The organism is Streptomyces sp. BRA346, assembly GCF_052851135.1.
Genome location: NZ_JAIWIH010000045.1, coordinates 1 through 16,849, shown reverse-complemented (window position 1 = coordinate 16,849; position 16,849 = coordinate 1). Strand labels below are relative to the sequence as shown.

General features: G+C 69.9%; 16 protein-coding genes. 5 read left to right on the top strand and 11 right to left on the bottom strand.

From position 1 onward, the window contains the following. Positions 1-74 precede the first annotated feature (74 nt). From LCH29_RS37600 to LCH29_RS37560, 9 genes are read right to left on the bottom strand one after another with little or no spacing between them, the layout of a single operon-like run. Complete coding sequence (locus LCH29_RS37600; protein WP_446466172.1) at positions 75-203, bottom strand: hypothetical protein; 129 nt, start codon at positions 201-203, stop codon at positions 75-77. After that, a complete protein-coding gene (locus tag LCH29_RS37595; RefSeq protein WP_446466171.1) occupies positions 200-1,894 on the bottom strand; it encodes a bifunctional 3-(3-hydroxy-phenyl)propionate/3-hydroxycinnamic acid hydroxylase in 1,695 nt (564 codons plus the stop codon). Before LCH29_RS37595 ends, LCH29_RS37600 begins: the two co-directional genes overlap by 4 nt. Further along, positions 1,891-2,757 (bottom strand): alpha/beta fold hydrolase, encoded by an 867-nt coding sequence (locus LCH29_RS37590; RefSeq protein WP_446466170.1) that lies wholly within the window; start codon positions 2,755-2,757, stop codon positions 1,891-1,893. Before LCH29_RS37590 ends, LCH29_RS37595 begins: the two co-directional genes overlap by 4 nt. 1 nt (position 2,758) lies before the next feature. After that, positions 2,759-3,361 carry an amino acid synthesis family protein gene (locus LCH29_RS37585; RefSeq protein WP_446466169.1) on the bottom strand — a complete coding sequence of 201 codons (603 nt, stop codon included), beginning with the start codon at positions 3,359-3,361 and terminating at the stop codon, positions 2,759-2,761. Between the two features lie 41 nt (positions 3,362-3,402). Beyond that, the gene (locus LCH29_RS37580) at positions 3,403-3,966 is read right to left on the bottom strand and encodes a VOC family protein (protein ID WP_446466168.1); all 564 of its coding nucleotides are present in this window, start codon (positions 3,964-3,966) and stop codon (positions 3,403-3,405) included. Further along, on the bottom strand, positions 3,966-4,988 hold the full coding sequence (locus tag LCH29_RS37575) for a WD40/YVTN/BNR-like repeat-containing protein (RefSeq protein ID WP_446466167.1): 1,023 nt from the start codon (positions 4,986-4,988) through the stop codon (positions 3,966-3,968). The genes LCH29_RS37580 and LCH29_RS37575 overlap by 1 nt, the downstream gene beginning before the upstream one ends. A 44-nt stretch (positions 4,989-5,032) precedes the next feature. After that, complete coding sequence (locus tag LCH29_RS37570; protein ID WP_446466166.1) at positions 5,033-5,827, bottom strand: SDR family NAD(P)-dependent oxidoreductase; 795 nt, start codon at positions 5,825-5,827, stop codon at positions 5,033-5,035. A gap of 22 nt (positions 5,828-5,849) precedes the next feature. Continuing rightward, on the bottom strand, positions 5,850-7,388 hold the full coding sequence (locus LCH29_RS37565; RefSeq protein ID WP_446466165.1) for an aldehyde dehydrogenase family protein: 1,539 nt from the start codon (positions 7,386-7,388) through the stop codon (positions 5,850-5,852). Positions 7,389-7,399: 11 nt separating this feature from the next. Further along, the gene (locus LCH29_RS37560; protein WP_446466164.1) at positions 7,400-8,995 is read right to left on the bottom strand and encodes an acetolactate synthase large subunit; all 1,596 of its coding nucleotides are present in this window, start codon (positions 8,993-8,995) and stop codon (positions 7,400-7,402) included. 271 nt (positions 8,996-9,266) lie between these two features. On the opposite strand from LCH29_RS37560, the gene LCH29_RS37555 reads away from it, so the two are divergent. Next, positions 9,267-10,010 (top strand): IclR family transcriptional regulator, encoded by a 744-nt coding sequence (locus tag LCH29_RS37555; protein WP_446466163.1) that lies wholly within the window; start codon positions 9,267-9,269, stop codon positions 10,008-10,010. A 30-nt stretch (positions 10,011-10,040) separates the two neighbouring features. On the opposite strand, the gene LCH29_RS37550 is transcribed toward LCH29_RS37555, so the two are convergent. Beyond that, complete coding sequence (locus LCH29_RS37550; RefSeq protein ID WP_446466162.1) at positions 10,041-10,988, bottom strand: hypothetical protein; 948 nt, start codon at positions 10,986-10,988, stop codon at positions 10,041-10,043. A 67-nt stretch (positions 10,989-11,055) separates the two neighbouring features. Further along, entirely contained in the window at positions 11,056-12,018 is a 963-nt protein-coding gene (locus LCH29_RS37545) for an AraC-like ligand-binding domain-containing protein (RefSeq protein ID WP_446466161.1), read from the bottom strand. Positions 12,019-12,491: 473 nt separating this feature from the next. On the opposite strand from LCH29_RS37545, the gene LCH29_RS37540 reads away from it, so the two are divergent. The 4 genes from LCH29_RS37540 to LCH29_RS37525 all read left to right on the top strand — a co-directional run bounded on the left by LCH29_RS37540 (position 12,492) and on the right by LCH29_RS37525 (position 16,754). Then, a complete protein-coding gene (locus LCH29_RS37540) occupies positions 12,492-13,916 on the top strand; it encodes an APC family permease (protein WP_446466160.1) in 1,425 nt (474 codons plus the stop codon). Positions 13,917-14,124: 208 nt separating this feature from the next. Continuing rightward, positions 14,125-16,062 carry a primary-amine oxidase gene (locus LCH29_RS37535; protein ID WP_446466159.1) on the top strand — a complete coding sequence of 646 codons (1,938 nt, stop codon included), beginning with the start codon at positions 14,125-14,127 and terminating at the stop codon, positions 16,060-16,062. Between the two features lie 229 nt (positions 16,063-16,291). Beyond that, a complete protein-coding gene (locus LCH29_RS37530; protein ID WP_446466158.1) occupies positions 16,292-16,561 on the top strand; it encodes a hypothetical protein in 270 nt (89 codons plus the stop codon). A gap of 40 nt (positions 16,562-16,601) precedes the next feature. Then, a complete protein-coding gene (locus LCH29_RS37525) occupies positions 16,602-16,754 on the top strand; it encodes a TetR family transcriptional regulator (RefSeq protein ID WP_446466157.1) in 153 nt (50 codons plus the stop codon). The last annotated feature ends 95 nt before the right edge of the window (positions 16,755-16,849 follow it).

The following is a 16,849-nucleotide window of genomic DNA, read 5'->3' as shown; positions in this document are numbered from 1 at the left end:
CTCGGCTGGGCTCCGGTCGAGCCCGTGGGCCGTGGCCGCCGGGCCCCGTCCGGCAGGAAAGGTCGGGGGCCGGGTCACCCCTCGGGGTCGGTGGCCTCCCAGGGCGGGGTCCAGTGGCCGTCGAGGCGGAACTCGTCCCACAGGCGGGCGTACTGGGCTGCCGTGCCTGGCTTGAGCAGGTACTCGCGCTCTTCGACGATCACGAAGCCCCCCGGGCGGTGGGCAAGGAGCTGAGGCGAGATGCGGGCTGGTCCGCGCTGTCCCCCGGATTCACGGACGGAGTGAGCAGGCTCTCGAACTCCCCGCTCACGGCGCTGAGTTCGAGAGGTTCGGCCACTGCCGCCAGATAGCGGTCCGGGCGGACTACAGCCACCGTTCCGGGCTGGTCCGCGAACCAGTCGCGCAGGGAGCCGTCGATGTCCTCCACCACGACCGAGTCTGTACCGGAGCGGAGGCGCTCGCTGCGGGAGCGGCCGGAGCGGGATTCCACGACGGTGACGTAGCGGGTGCCGATGCGGTCCCAGAAGGCGCGGGATGCGGCATCAAGATGGATCAGCGGGTCAGTGCCATAGCCGAGGAGGGTGAACCAGGTGCCGAGCGCGTCGTCGAGGAGGACGGCGCGGCCGTCGGCGGTCTCGACCTCGGGCTGGATGAGCATCCGGCCCACCGTTGTGTTCTTCGCGGTGGGCCGGCCGCGGTGCAGGACGATGCCCCGGCTGTAGAGCGGCATCGGCTTGAAACGCATCTGGAGGAGCCAGTCGCGCACCGACGGGGCCCAATTGAGGCTCCGGAAGAGGGTGTCGCGTGGACGGGCCATCCACGGTCTGGTCGAGGACAGGATGCGGCCGAGGGTGTCGGAGAGGTCCACCATCGCCTTGGCGTGCGTGCGTCGTTCGGTGTCGTAGGTGGACAGGATGCGGGGGTGAGCGCGACCGGTGACCGCCGCGGCGAGCTTCCAGGCCACGTTGGTGGCGTCGCGGATGCCGGTGTTCATGCCTTGCCCTGCCCATGGCGGCATCAGGTGAGCAGCGTCTCCGACGAGACAGATTCGGCCCTCCACGAAGCGGCCCGCCACGCGCGAGTGGTGGGTGTAGACCCTGGCCCTGATGATGTTGAGGGCGGTTGGGTCCGGTACGTGTCCGGTCAGCAGTTCACGCACCTTCTCGGGCCGGACCATCGCCTCGGCGTCCTCGCCGGGGAAGAGCATGAACTCCCAGCGGCGGTAGTTGTAGGGGAGGTCCAGGCAGACGTAGGGCCGCTTCGGATCGCAGTGCAAACCGGTATAGGGGGCGTCGAGGGGGTCGTTGTCACATTCGATCACCACCCACTTGTGCGGGTGTGTGTCCCCGGTCAGGGGGATGCCCAGCTGAGTCCGGATCGTGCTGCGTCCGCCGTCGGCCGCTACCGCGTAATCGGCGCGGATGAGGACGTGTTCTCCGTCCGGGCCGGTCAGGTGCAGGCGCACCTCGACGCCGTCCTGTTCCAGGCGGACGAGTTCGTGGCCGTAGAGTGGCCGGACCCGCGGATAGCGTTCCAGTCCCTTGCGCAGGGTCTGTTCGGCGAGCTGCTGCATGAAGATGTTGCGCCGCGGCCAGCCGAACTCCTTCGTGGCCGGGCGGATGTCGGCGAAGCAGCGACCGTCCGCCGCGAACATTTTCAGGGGCATGTTCTGCAACATGTCGGCGAGCATCTCGTCGGCGAGGCCGATGCCCTGGAAGCTGCGCAGGCTTTCGTCGTCCATGCCCACCGCGCGAGGGTAGTCGACGATGTCCGTGCTGCGGTCGATGAGCAGGGCCTGTACGCCGTAAAGGCCCAGGTAGTTGGCGACGGTCACGCCACAGGGGCCGGCGCCGACGATTGCCACGTGAGTGCGGAGCTCGGTGCGCGTGCTCATGCGGCGGCCTCCAGACTGATCAGGAACTCTTCGAGGTGGTCATGGAAGGCGCCGGGTGCGTCGTCGTGGACGTAGTGGCCGGCGCCCGGGATCTCCACGGTCCGCACGCGCGGGTTGCGTGTGGACATCTCCGCGGCGGTGGCCGCCGGCAGGAAGTCGGAGGCGCCGCCGCGGACGACCAGGGTCGGGCAGCGTAGCGCCTCGACGCTGGGCCAGAGGTCGACCTGACGGGCCGGGTCGGCATCGAGGCGGGCCGCCGCGATACCGGCGAGGTCGAACTTCCAGAACCAGCGGCCACAGGCGCCCGGCCGCAGCGTGTGACGGATCCGGGACTCCAGCGCCTCGGCAGTGATGGAGGGGCGGATGGTGCGCCAGTACGCGCGGGCGGCGTCCAGCGAGGGGAAAGCGGGGGGCGTCCCGGCGACCTCGCGCTTGATGCGCTCCGCTCCCGCTCCGCTGAGCGACGACCCCGGACCGATGTCCTCGATGACCGCCGCGGTGATCTGCCCGGGGTGGCGGGCGGCATGGACGTACGCCGTGGCGCCGCCCATGGAGTGGCCCAGGATCACGAAGCGGTCCAGGCCCAGCTGGTCGGCGAACTGCTCGAGGTCGGCGACGTACGCCGGTGTGTAGTACTCGCCGCTCGGGTCCCAGTCGCTGTCGCCACGACCGCGAGCGTCCAGGGCGAGGACCCGGTAGCGGTCCATGAGCCGGGTGGCCAGCGGCTCGAAGGTACGGGCGTAGCTGCGCAGGCCGTGCAGCATCACGATGACCGGGCTGCGCGGGTCACCCCACTCCACATAATGGGCGCGCAGACCGTTCAGCGTGAGGAAGCGATCGTGGCCGATGATGCTGTCGGTCATGTCAGCGCAGCCCGTCCCGGCCCTGGATCTCGTCGGCCTTGATACCGCCGAGCCGCGCGTGCAGTCGGCCCCGGGTGGCGAAGGCGAAGATGACGACGACCTCGTCGGGACCGGGGGTGTCGGTGAAGGTCACCGTGACCGTGTCGTAGTGGGAACGGACGTAGAGCGCGTCCTTGTGCGCCAGCGGTATGTCGATGGCCGTACCCGGGGCACCGCGCTTCCCGGTCGAGGGCACCCAGGACGCGCCGCCACCGACCGCTTCGCGTACCGGGTCGGCGAACACGGCGGTGAGGAAGGCGTTGCCGTGTTCGTACTCACCGTTCGAGCCTACGAGGCACGCCTTGCCATAGCTCTCGATCGGCCGACCCGCGGCGGCCTCGGCGATCCGCCGGCCGAACTCCTCGCCGAGCTTGGGCGAGTCGGCGATGATCAGGTCCAGGTCCTCGCTGAACCGGCCGGCGTAGGGATTGTGGACGGCGGCAGCGATGACGATCTTGTGGATCGGTTCGCCGTCGGCGAGTGCGCCGGTCTCGTTGGCGAGGGTGTTCTCGAACTGGGTGTACCACTTGCGGACGTGGTAGGAGGCGAAGTTCGGCGTGCGCATGGCGTACTCCAGGGGGTGGTGACGGGCGGACGGGGAGGTGGTCAACCGTGCAGGGGTTCGACCTCGAACGGCTCGCTCGGGGCGCCGTGGAGGCCGAGGACGCGCTTGCCCTCCTCGTCGTCGGTGACGGTCTCGTGGAAGAACTCGAAGCGGTTGCCGTCCGGATCGGTGAAGTAAAGACCGAAGCCCACCTTGTGGTCGGTGGTCTTGACGACGCGCACGCCCTTGGCGAGGAGCATTCCGTACAGCCGTCGCCACTCGTCCAGGTCGCCGGCGACCTCCAGGCCGTAGTGCTGGAGACCGACGCCGCCCGCCGTCGCGCCCTCCTCGGCGCGGATCAGGGCGATGTCGTGATGCTTCACGCCGAAGGACAGGAAGACCCACTGCGGCCCTCGTGCGGTGACCTCCATGCCGAGCACGTCCTGGTACCAGACGGCCGAGGCCTCGGGGTCGCGGACGAACAGCGACAGGTGCGTACGAACCACCCGGGGCTGGACGGTGCGGGACGCGCTGTCGCGCAGCGGCGTCGGCTCCTGATGCTCCGCCAGGGTCCGTTCATCCGGGTCGATGCCCTGCTCGTCGGGGGTCTTCCGGTGGTTGCTCATCAGTGTCCTTCCGGGGCCGGGGCGATGGCGGGGGTCCAAGCGACGTCGGTGATCTCGCTGAACTCGCGCCATTCCTTGGTCCAGGTACGTCCCGAGTCGGTGGAGCGGAACAAGTGGCCGTATTTGGTGCCGGCGAACGCGAGCCGTGCGTCGGCGGGGTGCACGCCGAAGGCCCACACGGTGGAGTTCGCGGGGGTGTCGAGAGACGACTCCTGCCAGGTCCTGGCCAGGTCAGTGGAGCGGAAGATCTTCGTCAGGGTGCCCGGAGTGGCGTCGCCGATGCCGAGCAGGAGCTCATCGGTACCGGGGATCTGCTTGACCAGACGGGTGTAGTAGACACCCCACTGCTTCCGGGTGTCGGTACGGGTCCACGTCCGGCCGTCGTCCTGGCTGACGAAGAGCGCGTTCACCACCGCGACCACGATCGTCTTGGGCGGTCCCTGGAGGACCAGGACGCAGTGGATGTCGGAGTTGGTGACGCCGTGCGGGAGGCGCGCGGGGGAGCCGTCGATCCGGGTCCAGCTGTCGCCGCGGTCCCCGCTGCGCCACAGTCCGCCCTCCTCGATGCCGAACCAGAGGTTCTTGGGGTCATACCGGTCGACAGTGGCGGTGAGGACGCGGGGCTTGCTGACCCCGGCGCAGAACTCCGGTATCTCCGGGGGGAGCCGGTCCCACGTGGTGCCGCCGTCGGTGGTGCGGAAGACCGCAGCGCGGGACGGTGCTCCGGTACCGGTGATGATGAAGTCGGGGTCGCCCGGGTCGATGGCCAGGGACCAGATCGTCTGGTCGTTCATCGGTGAGTCGACGCGGTGCCAGGTCGCGCCGGCGTCGTCGCTGCGGACGAGGCCCGCGTCGGCGCCCGCGTAGACCACATTCGGCTGCTCGGGGTGGACCGCGAGACAGCGGACCACGGCGTCGAACTCGATGTCCTGCCCAAGGCCGAGGCGGTACCAGGTGTGGCCGTCGTCGCTGCTGCGCAGCACTCCCTGGCCCGCGGTGGCGACGAGGATGGTTCCTTCCATGGTGGGACTCCTGTCCGGTGTGTGGGGTCCGGTGCGGCGGACGGTCAGAGGAAGATGCCGCGGGTCAGGCCGCCGTCGATGCCCAGCGACTCCCCGGTGATCGCCGCGGCCCGGGGCGAGGCGAGGAAGCACACGGCCTGGGCGATCTCGGTGGCCTCCAGAATCCGCCGGATCGGGGTGCGGGCGGCGAAGTCGGCCTCGACGGCGGCAGGTGTGGTGCCGCGTTTGGCGGCCTCCTTCTCGTACAGCTCGTGGATGTGCTCGGTTTCCACCACGCCGGGGTGCACGGTGTTGACGGTGATCCCGGACGGGCCGAGCTGGTCGGAGAGGGCCTTGGTCATATGGACGACGGCGAGGTTGCGCAGGCCGGACAGCGCGTGGCTGGAGCGGCCGGTGAGGCCGCCGATGTTGAGGATCCGGCCGTAGCCGTTCGCCTTCATATGCGGCGTGACCGCCTGCGCGCAGCGGAAGTAGCCGACGACCTTGGTGTTGATGTCGGTCAGCAGCAGCTCGGGGTCGGCGTCCTCGATGGAGTTGCGCACCAGGCCGGAGGGGGCGGCAGCGCCGTTGACGAGGATGTCGACGCGCCCCAGCTCGGCGGCGGCCGCGTCCATCATGCGCCGTACGGACGCGGTGTCGGTGGTGTCGGAGGTGAGGGGGATCACCCTGCGGCCGGTTTCGGCTTCCAGCTCCTTGGCGGTCCGTTCCAAGGCGGCCGGCCGGCGGGCGGTGATCACTACATCGGCGCCCTCTCGGGCCAGTTCGCGGGCGACGGCCCTGCCGATGCCGAGGCTGCCACCGGTGACGACGGCTGCTCTGCCGGTGAGTTCCAGATCCATGATGCTCCAAAATGACGAGGTGTCAGCCGAAGTTGACCCAGACGCTCTTGACCTCTGTGTAGAGATCGAGCACCGTGCGTCCCATTTCGCGGCCCCAGCCGGACTGCTTGACGCCGCCGAAAGGAGACGCGGGATCGGTGAGGTTGAAGCAGTTGATCCAGACCGTGCCGGCCTGGAGGTCGTCGGCGATCCGGTGGGCGTGGCCGAGGTCGGAGGTCCAGATGCCGGCCGACAATCCGAAAGGCGAGTCGTTCGCCTTGGCGACGAGATCGTCCACGTTGTTCCAGCGCATCGTGGCGAGTACCGGGCCGAAGATCTCCTCGCGTACGATCCGCATGCCGTGGTCGGCGTCGGCGAAGACGGTCGGCCGCAGGAAGTAGCCCTCCGCGTAGAGCCCCGCCACCTCTGGCGGCCCGCCGCCGGCCGTCAGCCGTGCGCCCTGCTGCCGTCCGGACGCGATGTAGCCGGTGACCCGCGCGTGATGGCGGGCGGAGACCAGCGGGCCCATCTCGGTGGCGGGGTCGTCCCCCGGCCCGACCACGATCCGCTCGGCGCGTTCGGAGACCGCTTCGAGTACGTCGTCGTACAGCGCGTCGTGCACGTACAGCCGGGATCCGGCGGTGCACACCTGCCCCTGGTTGAAGAAGATCGCCTGGGCGGCGGCCTCCGCGACCGCCTCCGGGTCGGCGTCGGGCAGCACGATGTTGGGTGACTTGCCGCCGAGTTCGAGGGAGACCTTCTTCAGGTTCCCCGCGGCCGCCTGGACGATCGCACGGCCCGTCTCGGTGGAGCCGGTGAAGGCGATCTTGTCCACGCCGTCGTGCGCGGCGAGGGCCGCCCCCGCGGTCGCACCTCGGCCCGTGACCACGTTGACCACGCCATCGGGGACTCCGGCTTCGACCAGCAGCTCGGCCAGCCGTAGCGTGGACAGCGGGGTCTCCTCGGCAGGCTTGAGGACGACAGTGCAGCCGGTGGCCAGCGCGGGCGCCAGTTTCCAGCAGGCCATCGACATGGGGAAGTTCCACGGCACGATCAGCCCGACCACCCCGACCGGCTGATGGGTGGTGTAGTTCAGCACCCGCAGTCCGCCGCGCGGCGAGACCGGGATGGTGCTGCCTTCCAGCTTGGTGGGCCACCCTGCGAAGTAGCGGAACAGCTTGACGCTGGTGCCGACGTCGACGGCCCGGGCCACGGAGACCGGCTTGCCGTTGTCGCGGGACTCCAGCAGCGCCAGTTCGTCGGCGTTGGCCTCGATGACGTCGGCGACGTGGTGCAGCAACTGGCCGCGGTCGAGTGCGCTCAGGCGGCGCCAGGACGGATCGGCGAACGCGCGGCGGGCGGCGGTGACCGCGCGGTCGATGTCCTGACCGTCCCCGTCCGGGACTTGGGTGAGGACCGAGCCGGTGGCCGGATCGACGGTGTCGAAGACGTGTCCGGAGACCGCTGACTCCCAGACACCGCCGATGAGCATCGTGCGCGGCGCGGACAGGAAGTGCCGCACTCTGCCCTCGGCCGTGGTTTCGTCGGGGACGGGCGGTGTGTGCCGGGTGCTGGAGGACACAGGGGTTCCTTTCACAGGACCATCTCGATGAGCTGTGGACCACTCGCGGCCAGCGCACGGTCGAGCGCATGGGCCAGTTCGGTGCCGGTCTCGGCGCGCTGGGCCGGTACGCCATAGCCCGTGGCGAGGGCTGCCCAGTCCAGTGGCGGGCAGTCCAGGCTCGTCAGGGCGGCGGAGGCGGCTCCCACGGCGCTCTGGCCATGGCGATTCAGCTCCGTGCGCAAGATGCCGTACCTGCGGTTGGACGCGATGAGCGTGACCACGGACGCCTGCTCACGAGCCATGGTCCACAGCGCCTGGATCGTGTACTGGGCGCTGCCGTCAGACTGGAGGGCGATCACCTGGCGCTCGGGGGCCGCGATCGCCGCGCCAAGGGCGGCGGGCAGTCCTTGGCCGATCGCTCCGCCGGTGTTGGTCAGCGTGGTGTGGCGGGCGGCCTGTGCCGAGGCGGTGAAGAAGGGGTATCCGCAGGTGCCACCCTCAACGGAGACGATCGCTCCCTCGGGCAGCAGGGCGGAGACGGTCCGGCCGACCACGGCCGCGGACAGCGGGCCGGACGGGAGGCCGGTGTCATCCGCGATGTGCGACTGACGGCGCGGCGGTGCGGCCGGAGCGCCGAGCACGTCCGCCAGGTCCTCCAGCGCCTGCTCGGCGTCGCCGCCCGGCTCGGCGAGCACCCGCACGGTTCCGGGCTCGGCCAGCACACTGGGCAGGCCCGCGTAGCCGAAATAGGCGACCGGCTCCAGGGCTCCGGCGAGGACCACGGTGTGTGCGTCGGCCAGAGCCTTGCACGCCGCTTCGGGGAAATAGGGCAGCCGGTCCAGGGCGGGCAGGTCGCCGCCGCGCTCGGCCGCTGCGGGGAAGGTCTCGCTGTAGAGGGTCGCCCCGGTCGCCTCGGTGATCCGGTGGGCTGCCCGCTGTCCGCGTTCGGTCAGGGCGGAGGCGCCGAGCAGTACGACGGCGGGCATACCGCCGCGCAACCGCTCGGCGATCTGCTCCACCGCCTCCGCGTCGGGCCGTGCCGGGGCAGGGCGCGGCGGTACGGAGGCGAGCGGCGCGTCGATCGTCTCCTGCTGGAAGTCCGCCGGGACGATCAGCGTGGCGCCGCACCCGGGCGGTGTCCGAGAGGCCGTGAGGGCCTCGGCGGTCGCCCGGCTCATCTGCGCGCCGGAGCCGACGGTGCCGACCCAGCCGGAGACCGGGGTCGCCAGCGAGACGATGTCGCTGGTCAGTGGGGCGTCGTAGGGAAGGTGCCAGCTGGCGTGGTCCCCGACGACATTGAGGACGGGTGAGTTGGCCCGACGGGCGTTGTGCAGATTGGCGAGTCCGTTGGCGAGGCCCGGGCCCAGGTGCAGCAGCGTCATCGCCGGCTTTCCGGTGATCCGCGCGTAGCCGTCCGCTGCTCCGGTGCACACGCCCTCGAACAGTCCGAGCACGGGACGTACGGCGGGGACTGCGTCGAGCGCGGTCACCAGCGGCATTTCCGTGGTGCCGGGATTGGCGAAGCAGACCTCGACACCGCCGTCGGCGGCGGTCTCGACCAGCACCCGCGCACCGCTCCTGCCGGCGGTGTCGCCCTCTGGCGCGTCGGTGACGGGATCGGTCATGAGGCGTGACTCCTCTCGTGGATCGCCCGGATCCTCCAGGCAGTGGCACAGGGGCCGGCCGTGGTACGCGGCTGGGGTCCGTCCCGGAGCCCAGGGGCGTCAGAGGCCAGTGCGTGCGATTAGTGCACTCTCACTGTGCGCTTGATGCACACAGCTTGAGTGGTGTCGGCGTTCCCGTCAAGAGCAAGCCCGCGCATTCCTGAGGCGCGGACCCCGCCTGTGAGCGCGGAAGCCGACCGCGTCGGAGGGCACGCCTGGCTAGACTCTTTCCATGAGTGGAAGTGCGCAGAGCGCAACCGGAGCGGGCGATGCCGGAGTGGTAGCGGCGAAGCGTCCCAGCCAGCCGGCAGCGCAGACCCTGGTCCGTGGTCTCACCGTCCTTCGCGCGGTGGCACAACGCCCCCAAGGACTGACCGCGACGGAGATCGCGACGCAGACGGGGCTGCACCGCACCGTGGTCCATCGCCTGGTCAACACGCTTACGGCGGAGGGGTTCGTCGCCAGGGACAACGCCGGGCACTACCGTCCCGGTCCGGAGCTGCACAGCCTCGCGAACATGTCGCAGCCCACACTCGTCGAGTTCGTCCAACCCCATCTGCAGCGGCTGGCGGACCAGCACGGTGGTACGGCCGTCGTGTTCGTGGCCGAGCAGGACAGTGTGGTCGCCGTGGCCACCGCCGTCCCCTCCCAGGCCGACTACCACCTCGCGTACCGCAAGGGCAGCCGTCAGCCGCTGGACCGCGGAGCCGCACCGTGCGCGATCCAGGCCGGGCGCCCGGCCACCCCCGAGGACCCGGACGCGGTGCGTGAGGCCCGTCGCCGCGGCTGGGCCGTCAGCCATGGCGAGGTGGAGCCGGGAGCGCATGCTGTCGCGGCGACCGTGGCCCACGACGGCGACGTCCTCGACGCGTGTGTCACGTTCGTCTCACACCGGCGTGATCGCGTCGAGGAGGCTACCCGCGAAGTTCTGGCGGTGGCCCAGGCGATCCGCGCCTTCTGTCTCGGGGCGAGGTGAGGGAAACCGGCTCTCGCCGCGGGGCGGCCCTCACCGGACCGCGCGTGCCCGTTCGTACGCGAACCTGCTGACCGGATCGCCGCCGAGCCGCCACGGCCAGCTGGTCACCCTTCCCTCAAGCGCCGTGAAGACGCGAGCGGCCTGGCCTCTCCGCCCGGCGGTGACCAAGGCGTAGGCGAGGACGTTCAGGTCCGCCAGTGCCGCGGCGTGGCGCAGGTAACCCGGCCTCGGCCAGGTCTCGCCGGCCCTGCCCAGGGCCTGGGAGACCGGCCCGTGCTTCCAGAAGTCCCGGGCCATGAGAGCCTCGACTCCGCCTCTGGCCACGACGCTCCGATACTGGCCGACGGCGGCGGTGAGTTCCACACCGGCCGTCGGGGCGTTGCCCGGTGCCTGCCCGCGCAGGGAGTCGACGAAGTCGAGGACCTGTATGAGCGAGCCGCCCTCCTCCGGCGAGAGGTAGCCGAGCAGCTGCAAGTGGGCCTCACGATTCCAGCGGTCTCGCGCGACCGCCTCATGCCACACCGCCCGAACCCTGCGCGGCGCCCAGCGTGCCAGACGCGACGCGTCGAGCATGATCACCCAAGGGGTCGGATCCTCGGGGCTCAGGTCCGCCGCCCGGTGGCAAGACGTGACGACGGCGTCCGCATCGCCGAGTCCTCCGGATGACCGGCCCCGTACCACCCGCGCCCAGGCGTCCAGGAGCAGTGCATCGGCACGGTGCGGCTCGCGGGCGACCCAAGTGGACGGAACACCGGAGTCGGCCGTGGTCCGTGCGAGTACGGACAGCCGATGGGCGCGGCGGTCCCAGTCCGCGCCGGTATGCCTCAGCAGGTCCGAGACGCGTGACACGTGGAGATCCGTCATGCCGATCATGCCGGGGCGGCGTACGTCGTGCAGGGCCTTCACCACACGGCAAAGCTCGCCGTCGTCGAGTGCGGGAGCGAGATGTGGCTTGTGGCGGCTTGAGAACAGGGACATGAGAGCGGAGAGTACGAGCGTCGTAGGGGGGATGGGCCAGTGCCCGGTGGTGACTGCCGGCCCGGGGTCAGGACCCGGGTCCATCGGCCAGCGCCCGTCGCCGGAAGTCCCGCGGTGTCTCGCCGTACGCCGCCTTGAACTGCCGGCTGAAGTGACGGCAGTCGAGGAGACCCCAGCGCGCGGCGACCATGCTGATCGGCTGCTCGGCCGCGCCCGTGACCGACAGGTCGCGGGCACAGCGCTCCAGGCGCCGCATACGGATCCAGCCGCTGACGGTCGTGTCCTCGGAGGCGAACAGCTTGAAGAGATAGCGGCGCGAGATGCCATGTGCTTCAGCGATCGAATCCGGAGCCAGCGTGGGGTCGGAGAGCCGGTTTTCGATGTATGCGCGGATGCGGAGCATCATCGCGTCCTGCGGAGTGCTGGGTACGGTTCGTGCCAGCCGCTCCGTGACGAGGGCGGTGACGAGGGAGACGGCGCCGTCCATGAGGCTCCCGGTCGCCGGGCCCGCATGGCCGTGGCTCTGTTCGCCCAGCGACCGCAGGAATGGCCCGACGACCGCTCCGACGCCGCCGTCGGCAGTGATCCGCCGAGCGGTGAGGCCGCGCAGGGCATCGGCACGAACGGGCAGCATCGGACGCGGCAGCGCCATCAGCACGGTCCGGAAGTCGGTGGGGTAGGTGAACGAGTACGGACGTGAGGTGTCGCAGATCGTGAGGTCTCCGGGGCGGAGCGTACTGCGCACGCCGTCCTGTTCGACCATGGAGGTGCCGACGAGTTGGAGGGCGACTTTGTAAAAGTCCTCGTCGTGCCGGGCGACCAGCTGCTCGGTACGACGGACGCGCAGCGGGCCCGCGCTGATCGAGCTCAGATGGAGCAGACCGATCTCGTCGGTGGCGGCGTTGCCGTGGAAGGGGGTCTGCGAGAGAGGCACCGTGTCGAGGCCGCGGAACACCTTGGACATCTCGAACGTCCAGTGATCAAAGCGTTCCGTCCTGGCGACGGATTCGGTGGTCACGATGGTTCGCATGGCGTGCTTCACCCGCTAGAGGTCTCTCGGTCACCAATGGCTCGCGTGCATTCATCGCCAGCTTCCTGAATGTTTCCTCACGCCATTCTTGCTGGGAAGGTGTACGCACGGGCAGAGAACGACGAAATCTCTCCCGGCTTGGCCACCGCCGTGCATGCGATGGCGGGAACGGGTGCACCCCACCGCACTCCGGCGGCCCGGGGCTGGCGCACAGTACTCCACATCAGGCTGAGGAGACCGGTGCCCGCTTGGCGGGCACCCCCCCGGCGGCCCGTGTTCTTCACTCGCTCGCGGGGTTCCGCAGGCCTCCACTCCTGGCCGCCGACGAGCGGTCGAAACCCGCGGACGGGCCATCCGGCCCCGATCGCCCGCAGATGTCACTCTGCCTTTGCCCCGCCTTCCAGGGAGTTTTAGTGACCCGACAGTCCTCGAGCCCGGAACATCGCACCCACCTGCGGCAGGGAGCCGTGGGGGTGACCGGGATCCTGTTCTTCGTACTGTCCGCGCAGGCTCCGCTCACAGGTGTCGCCGGAACCCTTCCCGTACCGCTCGGTCTGGGCAACGGCGGCGGAGCGCCCGCCGTCTACCTCGTGGTCGGCGTCATGATCGGCCTGTTCTCGGTCGGTTTCATCGCGATGAGCCGGCACGTGACCGACGCCGGTGCCTTCTACGCGTACGTGTCCCGCGGACTGGGACAACCCCTCGGCGTCGGCGCGTCCCAGGTCGCCGTGCTGTGTTACAGCGCGACCCAGGCCGGCATGTACGGACTCTACGGCGTGGTGGTCCAGGGACTGTTCCAGAAGTATGCCTCGCTCGACCTGCCCTGGTGGTTGTGGACGGTGGCGACCGTCCTCCTCGTCCAGATGCTCGGGTCGCTGAACATCGAGTTCGGGGCGAAGCTCCTCGGCGCCCTCGTAGTGGCCGAGACGTCCCTCCTGCTGGTGTTCGCGGTCTACCAGCTGCTGTCGGGCGGCGGCCCCCAAGGCCTGGACCTCGCCGGCTCCTTCACGCCCACGGCGTTCTTCGCCGGGGCGCCGGGCGTCGCGTTGACCTTCGCGATCGCCTGCATCCTCGGCTTCGAGTCCACCGCCATCTACGCCAAGGAGGCGAAGGACCCCGGCCGTACCGTGCCCCGCGCCACGTATCTCTCCGTCGCCGTGATCTCGCTTTTCTTCGCCTTCGTCTCCTGGATGTTCGTCAGCTACTACGGGTCGGACAAGGTGCAGGGGGTGGCGCTGAACGCACTGCGGAAGGGCGACGCCACCGCAGTGGTGTTCGACGCGGTCTCGCACACCCTGGGGGGCTGGGCCACCGACGTCATGCAGGTGTTGCTGGCCACCTCGCTGCTGGCCGGAGTGCTGGCCTTCCACAACGGGATCAACCGCTACTTCCACTCCCTCGGCGCCACCGGCATCCTGCCCGGTTGGCTCTCCCGAACGAACCGCCAGGGCGCCCCGTACACCGCGAGCCTGGTCCAGACCCTCGTCACGATCGCGATCGTGATCCCGTTCGCCATGGCCGGAGCGGACCCGGTGATCACACTGCTGACCTGGGGCGGAGGCGTCGGTGTCCTCTCGCTGATGCTCCTGTACCTGCTCACCTCGGCCTCCGTCATCGTGTTCTTCCGCCGGACCGGTCTCGATCGCAGGCCCTGGAACACGCTGATCGCGCCGCTCGCCTCCATCGCCCTGCTGCTGAGTGCCACCGGGCTGGCGCTGCACAACTTCACCACCCTGATCTCCGCCTCCGGTGCCACCGCGCTCGCCCTCGAACTGGCCGTCGTCGCCGTTTTCGCCGGTGGGGTCGCGCTGGGATACGCACGGCGTGGCGCGGGCCCGGCACGCTCCGGGAATCCGGTGCCGGGTGACAGCGTCACGGGCGTGTCCGCGTCCGCCTGACTGCCGAGGCCGGCGTGTGGGTGCCTGCTGGGGCAGGAGGCACCCACAGGTCCGCCGGCGCGTGCACCCCGTTTCTCCTGTCCGTGCACCGGCCCGGGCCGCCGCGCGGAAAGTTCCCGCCGGGGGATGGACGGGGAACACATCTCGGCTTTTTCCTCTACTGACGTAGAAAAAAACCGCACCTCTGAGCGAACGCCTGGAGAGCACGATGACCGCCACAGTTCACCCGCTCGACCAACTGACCGCCGACGAGATCACGGGTGTCCGCTCGGTACTCGACGAGGCTGGGTACCTCCGGGACGCGACACGCTTCGTCTACGTGGGGCTCGATGAGCCCACCAGGAGCGACCTGCGCGCCTTCGCCGAGGGGTCCCCGGTGGACCGTCGGGTGCGCGTACTGCTCCTCGACACCGCGGGTGCTCCGGACCGTGACGTCATCCTGTCCCTGACGGAAGGCGTCCTTGCCGACCGGACGGTGGATGCCGCCACTGACGGCCAACTGCCGGTTCTGGAAAAGGAGTTCGACGTCGTCGAGGAGGTCCTCGCCCAGGACGAGGAGTGGCTCGCCGCACTGAGCGGACGGGGCTTGGACGTGGCGAAGGTGCGCGTCGCCCCGCTGTCCGCCGGTGTCTATGCCGACGAGTACCCGGAGGAGGCGGGCGTCCGGATCCTGCGCGGCCTCGCGTTCGTACAGGAACACCCGGCGGACCACGCCTGGGCCCATCCCGTGGACGGGCTGGTCGGCTACGTCGACGTCCTCAACCGCAAGGTTCACCGCATTGTCGACCTCGGGCCGGTCCCGGTGCCCACCGGGACCGGGAACTTCGACGACCTCTCCGTCGCCGGTCCTGCCCGCACCACGCAGAAACCCATCGAGATCACCCAGCCCGAAGGCCCCAGTTTCACACTCCGGGGCAATCTCCTCAGCTGGGAGAACTGGTCCCTGCGGATCGGCTTCGACGCCCGCGAGGGCCTGATACTGCAGCAACTGGCCTTCTACGACCGGGACAAGGGCCGCGAGCGCCCGATCATCCACCGTGCCTCGATCGCCGAGATGGTCGTGCCCTACGCCGATCCCTCCCCGGTGCGGTCCTGGCAGAACTACTTCGACACCGGCGAGTACCTGATCGGCCGGTCGGCCAACGCCCTGCGACTCGGCTGCGACTGCCTCGGCGACATCACCTACCTCGACGCCGTCATCGCCGACGAGGCCGGCCACCCGCGGACCCTCCCCAACGCCGTCTGCCTGCACGAGGAGGACTACGGAATCCTCTGGAAGCACACCGACCTGTGGGCCGGCTCCAGCGAGACCCGCCGTCAGCGCCGCATGGTGCTCTCCTTCTTCACCACCATCGGCAACTACGACTACGGCTTCTACTGGTACCTCTACCTCGACGGCACCATCGAGTTCGAAGCCAAGGCCACTGGCGTGGTCTTCACCTCCGCTCACCCGGGCGACGACTACCCGTACGCCGCCGAAATCGCCCCGGGCCTCGGCGCCCCCTACCACCAGCACCTGTTCTGCGCCCGCCTGGACATGGCGCTCGACGGTACGGCGAACCGGGTCGAGGAGGTCGACGCCGTACGGGTCCCGATGGGGTCCGGAAATCCTCGCGGCAACGCCTTCACCTACCGTCGCACACCCCTGACCCGGGAGAGCGAAGCCCAGCGCACCGCCGACATGGCGGTCGACCGGGTCTGGCACATCACCAACCCCACTTCGCTCAACGCCCTGGGGAAACCGGTCAGTTATGTCCTCCACCCCGAGGGCAAGCCGACCCTGCTCGCTGCCCCGGAGTCCTCCATCGCCGCTCGGGCCGCCTTTGCCACCAAGCACCTGTGGGTCACCGCCTACGACCCGGCCGAGCGTTACCCGGCCGGCGACTTCGTCAACCAGCATCCGGGAGGTGCCGGACTGCCCGCCTACGTGGCGGCCGACCGGGACATCGACGGGCGGTCCCTGGTCGTCTGGCACACCTTCGGCCTCACCCACGCGCCCCGCCCGGAGGACTGGCCGATCATGCCGGTCGACTACACCGGCTTCACGCTGAAGCCGACAGGCTTCTTCGACCGCAATCCCACCCTCGACGTTCCCCCGAACACCTCCGGCGCACACGGTTGCTGCGACCACGGTGGCCATGAGTGAGTGGCTTGCGGTAGCCGGTTCGGCAGGGGCGGTTCTGTGCCTTGCCGGCCACCTGCCCGGTCGGGTGCACCGCTGGGGACCGCAACTGCTGGCGCTGAATGGCATGGTGCTCATGGCCGGCGGCAGAGCAGCGCCCGGTACCTGGATGGTGGCGGCGGCCTGCCTGTGGACTGCTGTCCGGGCTGTCGGGGACCGGCGCAGCCGGGCCGCGGCGGTCGACCTTGCCGCGATGACATTGCTCATGCTGGTCATGACCGGCCACTCCGGCTCCGGGGCTCACGCCCACATGGCCGGCATGACCGGCGCCCCGGCGGCCGGGCCCGCCGTGCTCATCGTCGTCGTCTGGATTACGGCCAGAGCCGGTGAGATCATGCTCCGGCAGCTGGTGCACGCTCCTGCCGCCGCGAAGGGAGCCGCCCCCGCGGCACGCCGGGGCCAGGTGTGCCGGGAGTCCGGCGCGACACTCATGATCATCAGCATGGCGGCCATGCTCGTGTGACGCCGCACGACGGAGAGACGGCGGAGCGGGGAGTGACTGCATGCCGAAGATCGTTGATCACAACGCGCGCCGACGTCTGATCGTCAAGTCCGTCTGGGCGCTCATCGGCCGCCGCGGCCTCGCCGCCGTGACCATGCGGGAGCTCGCGGCCGAGGCCGGCTTCGCCAACGGTGGGCTAGCGCCGTACTTCTGAGGTTCCCCCGAGATGCGGGGAGGAGTGACAGGGGGTCAGATGGGTCTCATGAGAGGAGCCCAGACGATGCCTGCCCCGAGGAAGTACCCGCTGGA